Annotated in this window: 14 protein-coding genes; 5 read left to right on the forward strand and 9 right to left on the reverse strand. The window is 65.8% G+C overall.

Annotation, left to right across the window (positions count from 1 at the left end; genetic code table 11):
* On the forward strand, positions 1–942 hold a 942-nt coding region (locus EPK82_RS00005), incomplete at its 5' end, for a quinone-dependent dihydroorotate dehydrogenase (protein WP_134675425.1).
* An 80-nt stretch (positions 943–1,022) separates the two neighbouring features.
* Here EPK82_RS00005 and rmf read toward each other — a convergent pair.
* Positions 1,023–1,238 (reverse strand): ribosome modulation factor, encoded by a 216-nt coding sequence (rmf, locus tag EPK82_RS00010; RefSeq protein WP_080756998.1) that lies wholly within the window; start codon positions 1,236–1,238, stop codon positions 1,023–1,025.
* A gap of 416 nt (positions 1,239–1,654) precedes the next feature.
* On the opposite strand from rmf, the gene rlmKL reads away from it, so the two are divergent.
* Positions 1,655–3,832: a bifunctional 23S rRNA (guanine(2069)-N(7))-methyltransferase RlmK/23S rRNA (guanine(2445)-N(2))-methyltransferase RlmL gene (gene rlmKL, locus EPK82_RS00015; RefSeq protein WP_134675426.1), complete on the forward strand. Its 2,178-nt coding sequence runs from the start codon at positions 1,655–1,657 to the stop codon at positions 3,830–3,832.
* A gap of 57 nt (positions 3,833–3,889) precedes the next feature.
* Here rlmKL and dacB read toward each other — a convergent pair whose 3' ends face one another.
* Positions 3,890–5,326 carry a D-alanyl-D-alanine carboxypeptidase/D-alanyl-D-alanine endopeptidase gene (gene dacB / locus EPK82_RS00020; protein ID WP_037053231.1) on the reverse strand — a complete coding sequence of 479 codons (1,437 nt, stop codon included), beginning with the start codon at positions 5,324–5,326 and terminating at the stop codon, positions 3,890–3,892.
* A 185-nt stretch (positions 5,327–5,511) separates the two neighbouring features.
* Here dacB and EPK82_RS00025 point away from each other — a divergent pair, with 185 nt between their 5' ends.
* Positions 5,512–5,853, forward strand: a complete 342-nt coding sequence (locus tag EPK82_RS00025; protein WP_037053228.1) for a YggL family protein — start codon at positions 5,512–5,514, stop codon at positions 5,851–5,853.
* A gap of 62 nt (positions 5,854–5,915) precedes the next feature.
* Here EPK82_RS00025 and EPK82_RS00030 read toward each other — a convergent pair whose 3' ends face one another.
* From EPK82_RS00030 to EPK82_RS00040, 3 genes are all read right to left on the reverse strand, one after another.
* Positions 5,916–8,867 (reverse strand): HD domain-containing phosphohydrolase, encoded by a 2,952-nt coding sequence (locus EPK82_RS00030; protein WP_134675427.1) that lies wholly within the window; start codon positions 8,865–8,867, stop codon positions 5,916–5,918.
* 71 nt (positions 8,868–8,938) lie between these two features.
* Positions 8,939–10,003 (reverse strand): FUSC family protein, encoded by a 1,065-nt coding sequence (locus EPK82_RS00035; RefSeq protein ID WP_037053224.1) that lies wholly within the window; start codon positions 10,001–10,003, stop codon positions 8,939–8,941.
* Positions 10,000–11,331, reverse strand: a complete 1,332-nt coding sequence (locus EPK82_RS00040; RefSeq protein WP_037053222.1) for a deoxyguanosinetriphosphate triphosphohydrolase — start codon at positions 11,329–11,331, stop codon at positions 10,000–10,002. Before EPK82_RS00040 ends, EPK82_RS00035 begins: the two co-directional genes overlap by 4 nt.
* 254 nt (positions 11,332–11,585) lie before the next feature.
* Here EPK82_RS00040 and EPK82_RS00045 point away from each other — a divergent pair, with 254 nt between their 5' ends.
* Entirely contained in the window at positions 11,586–12,368 is a 783-nt protein-coding gene (locus EPK82_RS00045; protein ID WP_134675428.1) for an SDR family NAD(P)-dependent oxidoreductase, read from the forward strand.
* A gap of 64 nt (positions 12,369–12,432) precedes the next feature.
* Here the strand turns inward: EPK82_RS00045 and EPK82_RS00050 are convergent, their stop codons facing one another.
* The 4 genes from EPK82_RS00050 to EPK82_RS00065 form a co-directional block, all read right to left on the reverse strand.
* A complete protein-coding gene (locus EPK82_RS00050) occupies positions 12,433–13,596 on the reverse strand; it encodes an EAL domain-containing protein (RefSeq protein WP_047586710.1) in 1,164 nt (387 codons plus the stop codon).
* Positions 13,597–13,710: 114 nt separating this feature from the next.
* A complete protein-coding gene (locus EPK82_RS00055) occupies positions 13,711–13,998 on the reverse strand; it encodes a hypothetical protein (RefSeq protein WP_047586713.1) in 288 nt (95 codons plus the stop codon).
* On the reverse strand, positions 13,995–14,366 hold the full coding sequence (locus EPK82_RS00060; RefSeq protein WP_134675429.1) for a phage holin family protein: 372 nt from the start codon (positions 14,364–14,366) through the stop codon (positions 13,995–13,997). The genes EPK82_RS00055 and EPK82_RS00060 overlap by 4 nt, the downstream gene beginning before the upstream one ends.
* Positions 14,363–14,680, reverse strand: coding sequence for a DUF883 family protein (locus tag EPK82_RS00065; RefSeq protein ID WP_037053213.1), 318 nt, complete (start codon positions 14,678–14,680; stop codon positions 14,363–14,365). The genes EPK82_RS00060 and EPK82_RS00065 overlap by 4 nt, the downstream gene beginning before the upstream one ends.
* Before the next feature lie 370 nt (positions 14,681–15,050).
* Here EPK82_RS00065 and EPK82_RS00070 point away from each other — a divergent pair, with 370 nt between their 5' ends.
* Positions 15,051–16,259, forward strand: coding sequence for an ammonium transporter (locus EPK82_RS00070; RefSeq protein WP_037053212.1), 1,209 nt, complete (start codon positions 15,051–15,053; stop codon positions 16,257–16,259).
* The last annotated feature ends 42 nt before the right edge of the window (positions 16,260–16,301 follow it).

The raw sequence follows: 16,301 nt of genomic DNA on the forward strand, positions 1-16,301 counted from the left end.
GGGGGGCGTCTGGGGCTCAATGGTTTGCTGACCAAGGCGCCGGCCAGCTTGCCGGTCAACGTGATGGGCCTGCAGTTCGCCAACCCGGTGGGGCTGGCGGCGGGGCTGGACAAGAATGGCGACGCCATCGACGGCTTTGCCCAGCTTGGCTTCGGTTTCGTCGAGATCGGCACCGTGACGCCTCGGCCGCAGCCGGGCAACCCCAAGCCGCGCCTGTTCCGCCTGCCGGAAGCCGAGGCAGTGATCAACCGCATGGGTTTCAACAACCAGGGCGTCGATCATCTGCTCGAGCGGGTCAAGGCTGCGAAATTCAAGGGTGTACTGGGCATCAATATCGGCAAGAACTTCGATACCCCGGTGGAGCGTGCGGTGGATGACTACCTGGCTTGCCTGGACAAGGTGTACGCCCACGCCAGCTACGTCACGGTCAATGTCAGCTCGCCCAACACGCCCGGGCTGCGCAGCCTGCAGTTCGGCGACTCGCTCAAGGAACTGCTGGAAGCCTTGCGTCGCCGTCAGGAGGACCTGGCCCAGGAGCATGGCAAGCGCGTGCCGCTGGCGATCAAGATCGCCCCGGACATGAGCGATGAAGAAACCGCGCTGGTGGCGTCGGCGCTATTGGGCGCGGACATGGACGCGGTGATCGCGACCAACACCACGCTCAGCCGCGAAGGTGTCGAGGGGCTGGCCCATGGCGACGAAGCCGGTGGCCTGTCCGGTGCACCGGTGCGCGACAAGAGCACGCATATCGTCAAGGTGCTGGCTGGCGAGCTGTCCGGCCGACTGCCGATCATCGCCGTTGGCGGTATCACCGAAGGTCGGCATGCGGCGGAGAAGATCGCTGCCGGCGCCAGCCTGGTACAGATCTATTCGGGGTTCATCTACAAGGGGCCGGCGTTAATCCGTGAAGCGGTGGATGCGATCGCGGCACTGCGTAAATAAATAGGGCTCCCGAAGGAGCCCCTGGGCTTGCGCCCGCCGCCCGGATGGGGTCGGCATGGTGAAGTCGGGTGTGATCCTGATCAGCCGACAGCGTGAAGTTCGTTGAGTCGATGAATACCGGCCGCGCCGGTCAGCCCATCCCAGTTGTCACCACGGCCCTCACGCCAGCCATTGAGCCAGGCTTGACGTACCGATGGCAGGGTAAAGGGGCAAAGTTCGCGGGATTTACCATTGATGCCGTACTGATAGCCGCGCAAGAAAGCTCGTTCTAACGGATCACGCTTAAGTCTTCTCATAGGGTGTTGCCCTCACTGTTGACTGTTATGTCCCGTTGGCCTTGTGGCAAGGCCGGGCAGAAAATGTCTGCCTGCGAAGGCCCGCTGCCGGCGTGGCGGACCTTCTGTGCACTCGCCGTTGCAACGAGCGCCTTAGGTAGTGTTCTAACGAATGCACCGAGGCCTGTGAATGATCGATTTGTCATAAGGGCGTAACCTAAATGAGGGTGGCGCCATAAGGGGGCTGGGCATACATCCAGGCCCATTCGGCCAGACGCCGTGGGGCCTGGCTGAGCGCAGGCATGCCTGCAAAGTGCTAGTGCGAATGAGAGCGCTTGCTTATTCCGACGAAGGGTCGCCGTGTGACGTTTTGTCACTTATTTTTGAGTCGAGGTGCGCCGCCGCATCTCCCGGATTGCCATAGGCAGTAGGACACCATGTCTGATCGTTACGAAATCGTGCTGACTTGCCCCAAGGGGCTCGAAGGTCTGTTACTGGAAGAGGCCAGGGGGCTGGGGCTGGAGGAAGCGCGCGAGCAGACGGCGGCAGTCCGTGGCCATGCCGAGATCGAGGTCGCCTATCGCCTGTGCCTGTGGTCGCGCCTGGCCAACCGTGTGCTGCTGGTGCTGTCGCGTTTCACCATGAACAGCGCGGAGCAGCTGTATGACGGGGTCAAGGTGGTCGACTGGCGCGATCACCTGGAGCCGGCCGGCAGCCTGGCGGTGGAGTTCAGCGGCCAGGGCTCGGGCATCGACAACACCCATTTCGGCGCGCTCAAGGTCAAGGATGCGATCGTCGATCGGCTGCGGACCGCCGCCGGCGAGCGTCCGAGCATCGACAAGGTCAATCCCGACTTGCGCGTTCACCTGCGTCTGGACCGGGGGGAGGCGGTGCTGTCCCTGGACCTGTCCGGGCACAGCCTGCACCAGCGCGGATACCGCCTGCAGCAGGGCGCGGCGCCGCTCAAGGAGAACCTCGCGGCTGCGGTGCTGATCCGGGCCGGTTGGCCGCGTATCGCCGCCGAGGGCGGCGCCCTGGCCGACCCCATGTGCGGTGTCGGTACGTTCCTGGTGGAGGCCGCGCTGATGGCGGCGGACGTCGCCCCGAACCTCAAGCGCGAGCGTTGGGGCTTCTCCAATTGGCTCGGGCACGTGCCGGCGCTGTGGAAGAAGCTGCATGCCGAGGCCGAGCAGCGTGCGGCGGCTGGCCTGGCCAAGCCACCGTTGTGGATTCGTGGCTACGAGGCCGATCCCCGCCTGATCCAGCCGGGGCGCAACAACGTGGAGCGTGCCGGGTTATCCGACTGGGTGAAGATCTATCAGGGCGAGTTGGCTCACTTCGAGCCGCGTCCGGACCAGAACCAGAAAGGCCTGGTGATCAGCAACCCGCCCTATGGCGAGCGCCTGGGGGATGAAGCCAGCCTGCTGTACCTCTACCAGAACCTCGGCGAGCGCCTGCGCCAGGCCTGCCTGGGCTGGGAGGCTGCGGTGTTCACCGGGGCGCCTGAGTTGGGCAAGCGCATGGGCCTGCGCAGCCACAAGCAATATGCCTTCTGGAATGGCGCGCTGGCCTGCAAGCTGCTGCTGATCAAGGTGCAGACCGAACAGTTCGTGACCGGCGAGCGCCGGGCGAAGAACGTCGATGAGGCCGAGCAGGAAGCGCCGCAACAGGCGCGCCTGTCGGAGGGCGGGCAGATGTTCGCCAACCGCCTGCAGAAGAACCTCAAGCAACTGGGCAAGTGGGCGCGCCGCGAGGGGGTCGAGTGCTATCGACTCTACGATGCGGACATGCCGGAGTATGCCCTGGCGGTCGATCTGTACCGCGACTGGGTGCATGTGCAGGAGTACGCCGCGCCGCGCTCGATCGATCCGGAGAAGGCGCAGGCGCGCCTGCTCGATGCGCTGGCGGCGATTCCCCAGGCGCTGGGCGTGGCGCAGAACCGTGTGGCGATCAAGCGCCGTGAGCGCCAGGCCGGTACCAAGCAGTATCAGCGTCAGGCGGCCCAGGGCCAGTTCATGGAAGTGAACGAGGGCGGGGTCAAGCTGCTGGTCAACCTCACCGACTATCTGGATACCGGGCTGTTCCTCGATCACCGGCCGCTGCGCATGCGCATCCAGCGCGAGGCGGCCGGCAAGCGCTTCCTGAATCTGTTCTGCTACACCGCCACGGCTACGGTCCATGCGGCCAAGGGCGGGGCGCGCAGTACCACCAGCGTCGACCTGTCGAAAACCTACCTGGACTGGGCGCGGCGCAATCTGTCGCTGAACGGTTTCTCCGACAAACAGCGCCTGGAACAGGGCGATGTGATGGCCTGGCTGGGCGAGGACCGGGGCGAGTACGACCTGATTTTCATCGACCCGCCGACCTTCTCCAATTCCAAGCGTATGGAAGGGGTGTTCGATGTGCAGCGCGACCATGTCGAGCTGCTCGACCTGGCCATGGCGCGCCTGGCGCGCGGCGGCGTGCTGTATTTCTCCAACAACTTCCGCAAGTTCCAGCTGGATGAGAGCCTGATGGCTCGCTATCAGGTCGAGGAGATCAGCGCGCAGACGCTCGACCCGGACTTTGCGCGCAATGCCAAGATCCATCGCGCCTGGCGCTTCAGCGCGCGTTGATTGCGTAGCCGGTGCAGTCCGCAGGTTGGCCCCCGGACTGCACCGGCCACGGCATCGTCAGCGCTTGGGCTGCGTGTAGGTGTCGAGCAGCACCTGGTCGAGAATCGAGGTCGCGCCCCAGGGCTTCGGGTCGTTGAGGATGGCCACTACCGCCCAGTCCTGGCCGTTGCTGTCGCGGCTGTAGCCGGCGATGGCGCGCACGTTGTTCAGCGTGCCGGTCTTGATGTGCGCCTCGCCCACCAGCGGGGTGCGTTGCAGGCGCCTGCGCATGGTGCCGTCCATGGCCACCAGCGGCATGGAGCTGCGGAACTCGGCGGAATACGGGCTGCGCCAGGCCGCCTGGAGGATCAGGGCCATTTCCCTGGCGCTGATGCGTTCCGCGCGCGACAGCCCGGAGCCGTTCTCCAGCACCAGATGCGGCGCGGTGATGCCCTTGCGCGCCAGCCAGTCACGGATCACCCGTTGCGCGGCCATGGCGTCGTCCTTGTCCGCGTCGGTGCGGAACTGCGCGCCGATGCTGAGGAACAGCTGCCGGGCCATGGTGTTGTTGCTGTACTTGTTGATGTCGCGGACGATTTCCACCACGTCCGGTGACAAGGCGCGAGCCAGCAGGCGCGCGTCTTCGGGCAGCGGGGCGAGGCGGTCCTTGCCGAGGATCTTGCCGCCCAGTTCCTTCCAGATGCTGCGCACCGCGCCAGCGGTGTAGCTGGGGTGGTCGAGCAGCGACAGGTAGGTCTGTGCGCTGCAGCCTTCGGCCAGCTGGCCGCTGACGATCAGCGTGGTGCCGTCGTACTGCTGCACCGCGTTGTAGCGGATGTCCGGCCAGGACGGGCAGGTGGACGCCTTGAGCAGGCGCACCTGGTTGTCGATGCGCACGCTGGCGATGGGCGGGTCCATGGCGATCTGCACCTTGCCGTCTTCGGCGCGGGTGATGAAGCGTTGCGCCTTGAGGTTGACCAGCAGCGAATCGGGGGCGACCAGGAAGGGCTTGTTGCTGTCGCCGCCATCATCGTTGAAGGCAGGCAACTGGGGCGCGACGAAGAAGCTGCGGTCCAGCACCAGGTCGCCCTGGACCTGACGCACACCGTTGATGCGCAGGTCGCGCAGCAGCAGCCAGAGTTTCTCCATGTTCAGTTTCGGATCGCCACCGCCCTTGAGGTAGAGATTGCCGTGCAGCACGCCGTCCTTCAGCGGGCCGTCGCCGTAGAACTCGGTTTGCCACTGATGGTTGGGGCCGAGCAGCTCCAGCGCGGCGAAGGTGGTCACCAGCTTCATGGTGGAGGCCGGGTTGACCGAGACGTCGGCGTTGAACTGCAGGCCGCCGGTCTGTCCGCCCAGTGGCACGGTCATGACCGACAGCGAGCCATCGGGAATCTTGTTGGCCTTGAGGGCTTTCTCGACGTTGTCAGGCAGGGTGCCGTTGGCCGCCTGGCAGGCGAGGGCGAGGGGAAGTAGCACGGCGCTCAGCGCCAATTGACGAAACCGCTGGATCATAGTGGAGAACCTTGCGCCTCCGGGCGCTTGCAACGAGGTCTGGGGCAGACAGCACGAACCGCATTAGGGACTGTCTGGCGCAGGAAAAAGTTGCCTCTCATTATGCAGCAAGGGCGCTGTGCTGCGAGCGGTAACTCCGCCGATCTGCTAGAGTGCCGCGCGTTATCACCTTTGAGGATTGTTTCATGGCGACCAACCGTTCCCGCCGTCTGCGCAAGAAGCTCTGTGTCGATGAATTTCAGGAGCTGGGCTTCGAGCTGACCCTGAACTTCAAGGCCGACCTGAACGACCAGACCATCGACGATTTCGTCGATCAGTTCCTCGACCACGCGATCGCCGGCAATGGCCTGGACTACGTGGGCGGGGAAGACTACGGCCTCGTGTGCCTGGCCAAGCGTGGCTCGGTGGCCGAAGAGCAGCGCACTGCAGTCGAAGCCTGGCTGAAAGGGCGTGACGAGCTGCAGGGTTTCGAGATCAGTCCGCTGCTGGACGTCTGGTACCCGGAAAAGCCGATCAACCAGGCCTGATCGACAGGCGGCGCTGGTCTCTCCAGCGCCCCCGGCCTACCAGGCTTCGTTCCGAGGCCTGGTCAGGCAAGCCCCGCCTTATCCAGTAGCGCCTGCTCGTCCACCGCGTCGATCTGATCCGCCTGCATGAAACGCTCGGCATAGCGCCGGTAGATCTTCTGGCGCACGAACAGGGCGAACAGCTGCGGGTCGACATGCGCGCCCCGGCACATCCCCGCCATGATATCCAGCGCTTCCGAAAGCGACTTGCCCTTCTTGTAGGGCCGGTCGGCGGCCGTCAGCGCCTCGAAGATATCGGCAATCGCCATCATCCGTGCCGGCAGGCTCATCTGCTCGCGCGTCAGGCGTTTCGGGTAGCCGCTGCCATCCATCTTCTCGTGGTGTCCCCCGGCGATCTCGCTGACGTTCTGCAGGTGCTTGGGGAAGGGCAGGCGGTCGAGCATCAGGATGGTCTGCACGATGTGATGATTGATGATGTAGCGCTCCTCGGCCGTCAGCGTGCCGCGGGCGATGCTCAGGTTGTGCAGCTCGCCACGGTTGAACTTGTACGGTGGCACCTCCAGGCGGAACCCCCAGGGGTTGTCGGGACCGATCGTGTCCTGCTCGTCGCGTTCGATCAGGTGCTCGGGGCAGTCGGCCAGCAAGGGTTCGTCGACCGGCAGGCAGTCCGGCGTCGAACGCTGCAGGCGCTTGGCCTCTTCCCAGGACACGCCCAGGCGCTTGTCGAGGGTACGCGACCAGCGCCGTTCGGCGATCTGCCGCAGGCGAGCCTGGTCCGCATCGGCCATGCTCTCGCCGCCCAGGTTGATGCGTGCGATGAAGGCGAATTCGTCGTCCAGCTCCGCCAGCAGGTGGTCGCGCAGCGCCGCCAGCGCGCGCTCTTCGCCGCCCTCGCTGAGACCGCGCCAGTAACTGATCCAGGCATCGCGCTTGAGCACTTCGAAACGCATGCGCACTTCATGGATGCGGTCGTACAGGGTCTCCAGCTTGGTCGCCTTGTCGACCACGTACTCGGGCGTGGTGACCTTGCCGCAGTCGTGCAGCCAGGCGGCGATATGCAACGCTTCCCAGTCCTCGTCGCTGGGGTTGTAGTCGCGAAACTCGGGCCGTTCGCTGTCGGCAGCCGCACGGGCGAGCATCAGGGTGATCTCCGGTACACGCTGGCAATGCCCGCCGGTATAGGGGCTCTTGGCATCGATGGCACCGGCGATCAGCTGGATGAAGGCGTCCAGCAGCTGCTTCTGCCTGGCCAGCAGGCGCTGGCTCTCGATGCACAGGGCCGCGCTGCCGGAGACGGCATCGACGAAGGCGACGCGGTCCGGGCTGAGCATGCTCTCGCTGTTCTCGCCGCTGTCGCGCTGCAGCAGCACCAGCACGCCGACGGTGTCGCCCTGGCGGTTGTGCAGGCCGGCCGAAATCAGGTGCAGGCGGGGGCTGTCCATCGCCGACAGCAGCCCCTGGAAGCTGCCGGCCTGATCGAAGCCGATGGAGGTGGCAATGCTGTCGCCGCCCGTGGCGGGCCGCTGCAGCCAGCCGGGCAGGGCGGGGTCGTCATGGGCCACGCCGTCGATGCCCAGCTCGCTCAGGCCGCGGCTCTGGCCGTCGATGACCAGGCCCTGCGGTTCCAGGCGGCCAGTGTCGTTGTCGAGCAGATAGAGCAGACCGCCCTGGGCATCGCTGATGGATACGGTGGCGTCCAGTACGCGCTTGAGCAACGCTTCGAAATGGGTCTCGGCGGAAAGGCTGGCGGCGATGTCGAGGAATCTCGACAGGCGATCCTTCATGCTGCTCATCGAGACCGCCAGTTGGTCGACCTCCAGGATGGGCGAGCGGCCGCTGGCCGGAAAGGCGAAATCGAAGCGGTGAATCGCCTGCGCTTCCAGTACCAGGCTGCGCAGGGGCTTGACCACCAGGCGCGAGGTCAGCCAGCCCAGCGGCAGGCAGAGCAGCAGGGTGGTCAGGGTGATCAGCGCACCCTGCCAGCGGATGCGATAGGCGTCCGCCAGCAGTTCGTGCTCGGGCACCAGCAGCGCCAGGTGCAGGCCCTGGGGGCCACCTTCGCGCAGGTGCCGCTGGGACATGACCCAGCGCTGCTTGGCCAGCTCGACGATGCCGTCTTCCTGTTCCGAGAGCTTGCCGGACAACAGCTCGCCGAGGGCCGGGTTGAGATCTCTGACCTTGACCCGCTCGGTCTTGCCATCCACCTCGCGCAACAGGCGGCTGCTGTCGGGGTAGGCGACGGCATCGCCATTGGCATCGGCCAGCACCACTTCGCTGTTGGGAGTGACGCGGTGCTTGGCCAGGGTGGCGGAGAGGTCGTCCAGGGTCAGGTCGGCGCCGAGGACGGTGGTCAGGCCCGTGCGTCTGGCCAGCGTGGTACCGATCTCCTGGGTGGAGAAGAACAGGTAGGGCGCGGTGGTGATCTGCCCGCCATCGCCCCGTGCGCGGATGAACCACTCGCGCTTGCGTGGATCGTATGATTCCTTGAGGTTCTGGCGGCGGCTCAAGGGGTTGAGCGAGCCGTCGTAGAACAGGTAGTCGCTGGCCGTTCCGGTGGCGCTGCGGTCGATGCTCCAGACCTGGTAGGCGGCCTTGTCCGGCGCGTCGAAGCGCTGCTTGAGCGCGTCGCTGCGCAGCGGGCGGACCATGAAGAAGTCACCGTCCTCGTAACCCAGGTAGAGCGAGGCGAGCTTGGGGTTGTCGCGCAGGGCCTGGGCGAACAGGGGCAGCAGTTTCAGGCGTTCGTCGAGCTCCCTGGCCTGGGTGGCGGGATGCAGGGCGATCAGGCTGAGCACGTGGCGTATGGGGCGGTAGGTGCTGTCGAGGTCCCGTTCGACGTCCTGCTGGATGCGTTCGAACAGGGTCGCGCTGCTGGAAAAGATCAGCTGACTGGTCTGTCGGTAGTTGAACAGACCCAGCACGACGCCGGTGAACAGGAGCAGGAGGGTGAACAGAACGCTGATATGGACGTGCAGGGGAAAACGGCGTTCGCGGGGAACGGCGGTATTGAGCATCGCACTTCACTCCTTGCGGGCGCTGCAGGCTCACTCAGCATAGTGAAGGCTTGGCGATTCTGCCGAACGCTCTAGGACGGTTTTTCCGGCGTTGCCGTCGTCGTCACGGTTTTGCTCAGGTGCACGCGCAGGCCATGCACCAGCAGGGCGACGGTCAAGGCCAGGGCGACGCCGATCAGCGCATTGAGCAGGCGCACTTCCGCCAGGTGCCAGTCCCTGGCCAGGCTTTCGGTCAGCAGCACGAAGCACAGGCTGGTCTGCAGCACGAACAGGCCATAGTGGTTGGCCTGCAGGGCGCGGCTAAGGAAGACCAGCAGCAGGAGCGTGCCGACCATCACCGGCGGGCTCTGCAGGCTGTGTCCGAAGGCGATCAGCAGGCCTGCTGCGGCCAGGCTGGCGAGGCTGGCCTGCAGGGCGCGCACCAGGCTGCCCTGGAATTCCAGTTGCAGGGTGGTGATGACGGTCAGGGTCAGCCAGTAACCGCGTGACAGTCCGGCCAGGTTGACCAGCAGGCCCGAGGCCGAGAAGGCGAGCACGCAGGCCAGCGCGTGCAGCCGCCATTGCTGGCGCGGCAAGCGCTGGGCATGGCGCTTGAGTACCTTGAGAACGCTGATGAAACGCGGCATGTAGGGCCACATGCGCAGGCCGTGTACGCCGCGCAAGCCGAAGGCCAGCAGCATGACCCAGAGCCCGCCGAGGATGAACAGCATGGCCACGGCGTAAGGGTTGTGCAGATGGCCGGTGCCGAATTGCCCCTGGCCCAGGCACAGGCAGATGCACAGGCCGATGCCCAGCTTGCCGGCTTCGCTGCCGAAGCGTTGCAGCCAGGCCAGCAGCAGGCCGAAGGCGGCGAAAATGCCCAGGCTGATCAACGGATGCGTGGCCGCCCAGAAGCCCAGCCCGGCACTGCAGGCACCCAGCAGGGTGAGCAGCAGCATGCGCAGCATGCCGAAGCGATGCAGGGGGTTGGCCTGTGCTGCCTGGAACGCGCCCGCAGAGGCCCACAGGAAGCCGGTATGGGCGGTGAACAGACCCAGCAGCAGGGGCAGTGCGCAGCCCAGCCCGGCGACGACGGCCGGGCCCCATGCCGGCGGGCCGGCATGCCAGGTGAAACTGCTGCGGATCAGGTTCTTCATGAGGTCGCGGAACGCCCGGTCATTTCTCTCGCCATTTCCGTAGCGTAGCTGTCGGTCATGCCGGCGATGAAATCGATGACCCGCATGAACGAGCGGTACAGCGGCCAGCCGGGTTCCGGGGCGTAGTAGCTGAGCAGATCGAGGATGCGCCGGTGCTTGAACGACAGCGGGCGGCCGCTGTGCTGCTCCAGCGCCGCGCCGCAGAACGCGTTGAGGAGAATCTCCAGGGTGGTGTACGCGCCGATCTCGTGCAGGGTCTTGCGCTTGTCGTGGAAGATCTTCTCCCGGGCCAGTGACTTGGCGCTCTGCACGCAGTGCTTGGCCGCGCCGTGCATGTGCTCGACCAGATCGCCCTGCAGGCGCCCGGCAAGCAGATCGTGCTGCTGTTCGACGAAGGCGTTGGCGGCGGCATTGGTCAGGTGCTCGATGGCCTTGCCGCGCAGGATCGCCAGTTTGCGTCGCCGCGAGTCCCGTGGGCCGAGCTGGCGATAGGTTTCCGGCAGGTCATCGCCCACCAGGGCGAGCAGCAGCGCCTCGACTTCGGCATAGTCGAGCAGCTCCATCTCCACGCCATCTTCCAGGTCGATCAGGCCGTAGCAGATGTCATCCGCCGCCTCCATCAGGTACACCAGCGGGTGGCGCGCCCAGCGCTGCGCCTCCAGCTGGGGCAGCTCGAGCTTGGCGGCGATCTGTTCGAGCAGCGGCAGCTCGCTCTGGTAGCAGCCGAACTTGTGCTTCTTGTAGCCCAGCGCTTCAGCGTGGCGGGCCGTCCAGGGGTATTTGAGGTAGCTGCCCAGGGTGGCGTAGGTCAGCCGTGTGCCGCCGTCGAACTGGTGGTACTCCAGCTGGGTGAGGACGCGGAAACCCTGGGCATTGCCTTCGAAATTGAGGAAGTCGCCGCGCTCGGCGTCGCTCATCGCATCCAGCCAGCCGCGTGCCGCCGCCTGCTGGAACCAGTGGCGGATGGCATCTTCTCCGGAATGGCCGAATGGCGGGTTGCCGATGTCATGGGCCAGGCAGGCCGACTGCACGACCATGCCCAGATCGCTTGGCGTGCACCAGCTGGGCAGCGTCTCGCGCAGCATCTCGCCCACGCGCATGGCCAGCGACCGCCCGACGCAACTGACCTCCAGCGAGTGGGTCAGGCGGGTATGGATATGGTCGTTGCTCGAGACCGGGTGCACCTGCGTCTTGCGCCCCAGGCGGCGAAAGGCACCGGAGAAGATGATGCGGTCGTGGTCTTTGTGGAAGGGGCTGCGCCCGAGCTCGTCAGAGCTGGGGGCGGGTTTGCCGAGACGTTCGCGGGTGAGCAGGGTATGCCAATCCAAGGCCGATCCTCGCCTGTTGATCCGGGCTCCTAGCTTGGGTGTTCGAGCGGGCGCCTGCAAGTGCAGGGTGCCGATGGGGGCGATGTTTCCGCTCTGCGTCGGGTGCCGCTGAGTCGCTGCCTCTAGTCCATATCGACGATGCACGGCAGGACGCTCTGCGTATGCTGACTGCGCATTGCCGGCCCGATATTCGTCAGGCGCCTGCTGCCAATCGCCTTGGCACCTTGCAGTGTACCGCCAACAGGAGTTCCTCGATGTCATCGACTCACGCACCTGCCGCCCTCACCAGCCCGGTCATCGTGACGGGGGCTGCCTCGGGCATTGGCCTGGCGTGCGCCGAGTTACTGGCTGAGGCCGGCAGGCCCGTGGCGCTGTGGGACCTGCAGGTCGACAAGGCGATCGTTGAAGCGGTGCGCATCAGCGAGACCACCGGAGTGGCGACGACCAGTCTGGGCGTCGATGTGGCGGACCTCGGCCAGGTGACTCGGGCGATCGACCAGAGCCGCGCAGCGCTGGGCACCATTGGCGGCCTGGTGCACGCTGCCGGCGTTCCCGGTACCTGCCCGCTGGAACAGCTGAGCCCGGCTGCCTGGGCGCAGGTGATGGATATCAACCTGCGTTGCTGGCCGTTCATGATTCAGGCCTTGCTGGAGGACTTCAAGGTCAGCAAGGGGGCCGCCTGCGTGGGGATCGCCTCGATCAACGCCACCCTCGGCAATGCCTTCAACCCTACCTACAGTGCCTCCAAGGCCGGCATGCTCGGCCTGAACCGCGCCTTGGCCGATGAGCTGGCGCGCTTTGGCATTCGCATCAACGCCGTCTCGCCAGGCCAGATCATGACCCAGATGATCGCCGATGCCATCGCGGCAGCGTCGACGGGGCTCAAGGAGCGTTTCGAGAGCCGCATCCTCCTGGGGCGCCTCGGTCAGCCACGTGAAGTGGCGACTGCCGTGCGCTTCCTGCTGTCGTCCGAGGCCAGCTACATCACCGGCGCCGAGCTGGTGGTCGATGGCGGCAATATCTCCTCGCAGCGCTGACTGCTGGGCTCGTCGCCCCGTGCGGGCCCGAGTGATCGGCCATGCAGAAACAGGGATGGGTCGGTCAGAGCCCGGCGGCGTCGATGTCCACCAGCAGCAGGCGCCGGCCGTTGTCGATGAACTGGCCGGCCGTCAGGCAGTACTGGTTGCTGGTGGCGTCGCGGTAGGTGGTGGAAAGCGTCAGGCGGCGCTCCTCCCAGCCTTCGGCGAGCAGCTGGTAGAAGTACGGGCGCCACGACCAGTTGTGGCCCAGATAGCGGTCGTCGGCGTGCCAGGACTGCTGGCGCCACTCCAGGTTCGGCGTGAGCTGGGTGCCGTGACGGTCGCACTGGTAGATGCGCAGCAGCCACGGGTAGTTGTCGGGGGCCTTCAGGCTGGAGGCCGGGGCGCCGCTTTCCGCCCACAGTTTCAGCTCGCCCATCAGTTCGGCCAGTTGCTGGCGCAGGTTGACCAGGCGCGCCCGCTCGGCCAGTTTCTGTTGCACGTAGCTGTCGCGCAGACGGGCGAAGCGGCCGACGAAGGCGTCGCTGGCGAACAGCTCCACTTCCGGCTTGGCGAACAGGAAACCCTGCACGTAGCGGGCGCCGCACTCCAGCGCGAAGTTCAGTTCCGCCTCGGTTTCCACGCCCTCGGCGATGATCCAGCAGCCGGTCTTCTCCGCCATCTGCGCGAGGGCCTTGACCACCTCGCCACTGGGGCCGCCCCGCGCGGCCTCCTGGAACAGGCGCATGTCCAGCTTGAGAATGTCCGGCTGCAGCGCCAGGACACGGTCGAGCTGCGAGTAGCCGGCACCGAAGTCGTCGATGGCGATGCGTGCGCCGGCCTCGCGGTAGCGCGACACCACGTCGGGCAGGCGCTGGCTGGCGCCGCCCAGCTCGGTGATCTCGAAGACGATGCGTGTCGGGTCGATGGCGCTGCGCTGCAGCTGGATCAGGCTCGGCAGCGGTTGCGCCGGGCGCAGGCGGCTGATCCAGCGAGGGGAGATGTTGAGGCTGAGGAACCAGTCCGCCGGCGCCTGATGGAAGCGGCGCAAGGCATCCTCGCGAACCTGGCGGTCGAGTCGGCGCAGCGCCGCCGGTGGCGTTTTCGGATCGGCGAACAGTGGCCCGGCCGAGTGCATCCGGCCATCGGCGTCACGCAGGCGAGCCAGCGCCTCGACACCTGCGATACGGCCCGTGGCGGTGTCGATGAAGGGTTGGAAGACGGCGAAAGGCAGTCCGTCGATCACCTGGGTGTCCTTAGCGTCAGCGGTTGAGCCACCGAGTGGTGGAGGATCACTCGAGCAAGCAAGATCGCGGCCAGCTCAGGACTAGACCAGCCATGCTGGCCGTTTGCCTGCCTTTCAGCGACGTCGCAGGAGTGGCGCGACGATCAGCGCCAGGCGCGCCCAGCGACGCCAGCCCCGTTTGCCGCCCAGCAGGCCGGCCAGCGCCAGCACGCCGCCGGTGAGCAACAATGGTGCATTGCCGGTGCGCAGGCGTTTGCCGTATTCGCGCACCTGCTGCAGCGGTTCGCTGATCTGCAGCACTTCATGGCGCACCTCCTGGCGATGCATTTCCAGGCGCATGCGCAGCACGGCCTTGCGCAACTGGCGGCGCGAAGCGCCCGGGGGCAGGGTAGGCAGGGTCATGGCAGCAGTTGCTCGCGGTCTCGTTGCAGTTCCTCCAGGCTGGCGCTGAAGGGCGGTTCTGCGTTGCGCAGGCTGAGCAGCAGCCAGGCGACGCAGCCGAGCAGGCCCAGGCCGTAGAACAGGCACAGGCCGATGGCGACTTCCAGGCGATGGCTGTCCCAGTAGAGGATCAGCAGCAGCGCGGACAGACCGATCAGCAGCAGCAGGGCGAAGCCCAGGCACAGTCCGCCCAGAAGCAGCGAGCGCAGGGCCTGGTTGCGCTGGTCTTCGAGTTCGTGGGCGAACAGTGCCACGTGCCCCTGCAGCAGGCCCAGCAGCGCTGCGCCGAGGCGACGTGGCGATGGCCCGGTGGGCGTGGGCGCGCTCAACGGCGGCTGATCAGCAGGCCGATGACCAGGCCGATGGCGGCCGACAGACCCAGTGCCTGCCACGGGTGCTTGTGCACGTAGTCCTCGGTGGCATCGACCGCGATCTTGCCTTGCTCGCGCACGCCGGCCTCGGCCTTGTGCAGCGTGTCGCGGGCGCGGCCCAGACTGCTGCGGATGTCGTCACGCAGCGCCTCGGCTTGCTCGCCGGCCAGGCTGGCGGAGTGTTGCAGGAGCTTTTCGGTGTCGCTGACCAAAGCCTGGAATTCATCCAGCAGGGCGTCCTTGGTGCTAGGCGTAGCGGCTTTGCGTGGCATAGAGCAGTCCTCTGCGTAGGGTGTGTAAGGGTTACGAGTGTTCTGCGGCGCGAGGGTTCCAAAAGGATAGTCGGGAAGTGACTGGCTTGGCGTTTGGTATAGCGCTTGCAACTTGTCGGTGCGCGAGGGTGGCCGAATGCTCCCTGATGGGGCTGTTTCGGCCTGGCTCAGGATGGCCGGATTCGCACATAACTATTTGATTAACAAGAATTAAGCATCGATTGACGAGTTTCTGGTGGTGCCATTTTGGGGCCGCCTGCCAGCACTCTTCGAGGGCGCGCACAATCGCCTGGCTGCATTGTGGTGCGTGATTTCGGGGTCGTGCCTTCGTTTGGTGCCTTTTCTTCTGCCTCTGGAGTTTTCTCGCCCGATGGAAAACATCAACAGTGCCGTGGCCACGCTGATCCACGGCTCCAATACCCTGTTCATCCTGCTGGGTGCGATCATGGTTCTGGCCATGCATGCCGGCTTCGCCTTTCTCGAAGTGGGGACGGTACGGCAGAAGAACCAGGTCAACGCGCTCTCCAAGATTCTCTCGGACTTCGCCATCTCGGCCCTGGCCTATTTCTTCATCGGCTACTGGATCGCCTACGGCATCACCTTCCTCGAGCCAGCCGCAGTGTTGACCGAGAACCACGGCTATGGGCTGGTGAAGTTCTTCTTCCTGCTGACCTTCGCCGCTGCCATTCCGGCGATCATCTCCGGCGGTATCGCCGAACGGGCCAAGTTCGGTCCGCAGCTGTGCGCCACGGCGCTGATCGTCGCCTTCGTCTATCCCTTCTTCGAGGGCATGATCTGGAACGGCAACTACGGCCTGCAGGCCTGGCTGGAGGGGCGCTTCGGTGCGGGCTTCCATGACTTCGCCGGGTCGGTGGTGGTCCACGCGGTAGGTGGCTGGCTGGCGTTCGGCGCGGTGACGCTGCTGGGGCGCCGTAATGGCCGCTATCGCGATGGCAAGCTGGTCGCCATGGCACCGTCGAACATCCCGTTCCTGGCGCTGGGCTCGTGGATCCTGATCATCGGCTGGTTCGGCTTCAACGTGATGAGTGCGCAGACCCTTGAGGGCGTCAGCGGGCTGGTCGCCGTCAACTCGCTGATGGCCATGGTCGGCGGTACCGTCGCAGCGTTGCTGGTCGGGCGCAACGACCCGGGCTTCCTGCACAACGGCCCCCTGGCCGGCCTGGTGGCCGTCTGTGCCGGTTCGGACCTGATGCATCCGGTGGGGGCACTGGTCACAGGGGCCATCGCCGGCGCGCTGTTCGTCTGGGCATTCACCGCGACCCAGGTGAAGTGGAAGATCGACGACGTGCTCGGCGTATGGCCGCTGCATGGCCTGTGCGGGGTGTGGGGCGGCATCGCCTGCGGCATCTTCGGCCTCGAGGCCCTGGGCGGTCTGGGCGGGGTGAGCCTGGCCAGCCAGGTGATCGGTACTGCGCTGGGCGTTGCGGTGGCCCTGGCCGGCGGTTTCCTGGTGTATGGCGTGCTCAAGGCATCCCTGGGTATCCGTCTCAGTCAGGAGGAGGAGTACAACGGCGCCGACCTCTCGATTCACAAGATCGGTGCGGTCAGCCAGGACTGAGCACGGCGCCGCGAGGCTGGGGCAATAAAAAACCGGGCACTT

This window comes from Ectopseudomonas khazarica (assembly GCF_004521985.1).
Lineage (GTDB): Bacteria > Pseudomonadota > Gammaproteobacteria > Pseudomonadales > Pseudomonadaceae > Aquipseudomonas > Aquipseudomonas khazarica.

Bases quoted from the DNA above. Each gene is read 5' to 3' on its own strand.
- rmf (WP_080756998.1), bottom strand. From the start codon at position 1,238: ATGAGAAGACTTAAGCGTGATCCGTTAGAACGAGCTTTCTTGCGCGGC.
- rlmKL (WP_134675426.1), top strand. From the start codon at position 1,655: ATGTCTGATCGTTACGAAATCGTGCTGACTTGCCCCAAGGGGCTCGAA.
- dacB (WP_037053231.1), bottom strand. From the start codon at position 5,326: ATGATCCAGCGGTTTCGTCAATTGGCGCTGAGCGCCGTGCTACTTCCC.
- EPK82_RS00025 (WP_037053228.1), top strand. From the start codon at position 5,512: ATGGCGACCAACCGTTCCCGCCGTCTGCGCAAGAAGCTCTGTGTCGAT.
- EPK82_RS00030 (WP_134675427.1), bottom strand. From the start codon at position 8,867: ATGCTCAATACCGCCGTTCCCCGCGAACGCCGTTTTCCCCTGCACGTC.
- EPK82_RS00035 (WP_037053224.1), bottom strand. From the start codon at position 10,003: ATGAAGAACCTGATCCGCAGCAGTTTCACCTGGCATGCCGGCCCGCCG.
- EPK82_RS00045 (WP_134675428.1), top strand. From the start codon at position 11,586: ATGTCATCGACTCACGCACCTGCCGCCCTCACCAGCCCGGTCATCGTG.
- EPK82_RS00055 (WP_047586713.1), bottom strand. From the start codon at position 13,998: ATGACCCTGCCTACCCTGCCCCCGGGCGCTTCGCGCCGCCAGTTGCGC.
- EPK82_RS00065 (WP_037053213.1), bottom strand. From the start codon at position 14,680: ATGCCACGCAAAGCCGCTACGCCTAGCACCAAGGACGCCCTGCTGGAT.
- EPK82_RS00070 (WP_037053212.1), top strand. From the start codon at position 15,051: ATGGAAAACATCAACAGTGCCGTGGCCACGCTGATCCACGGCTCCAAT.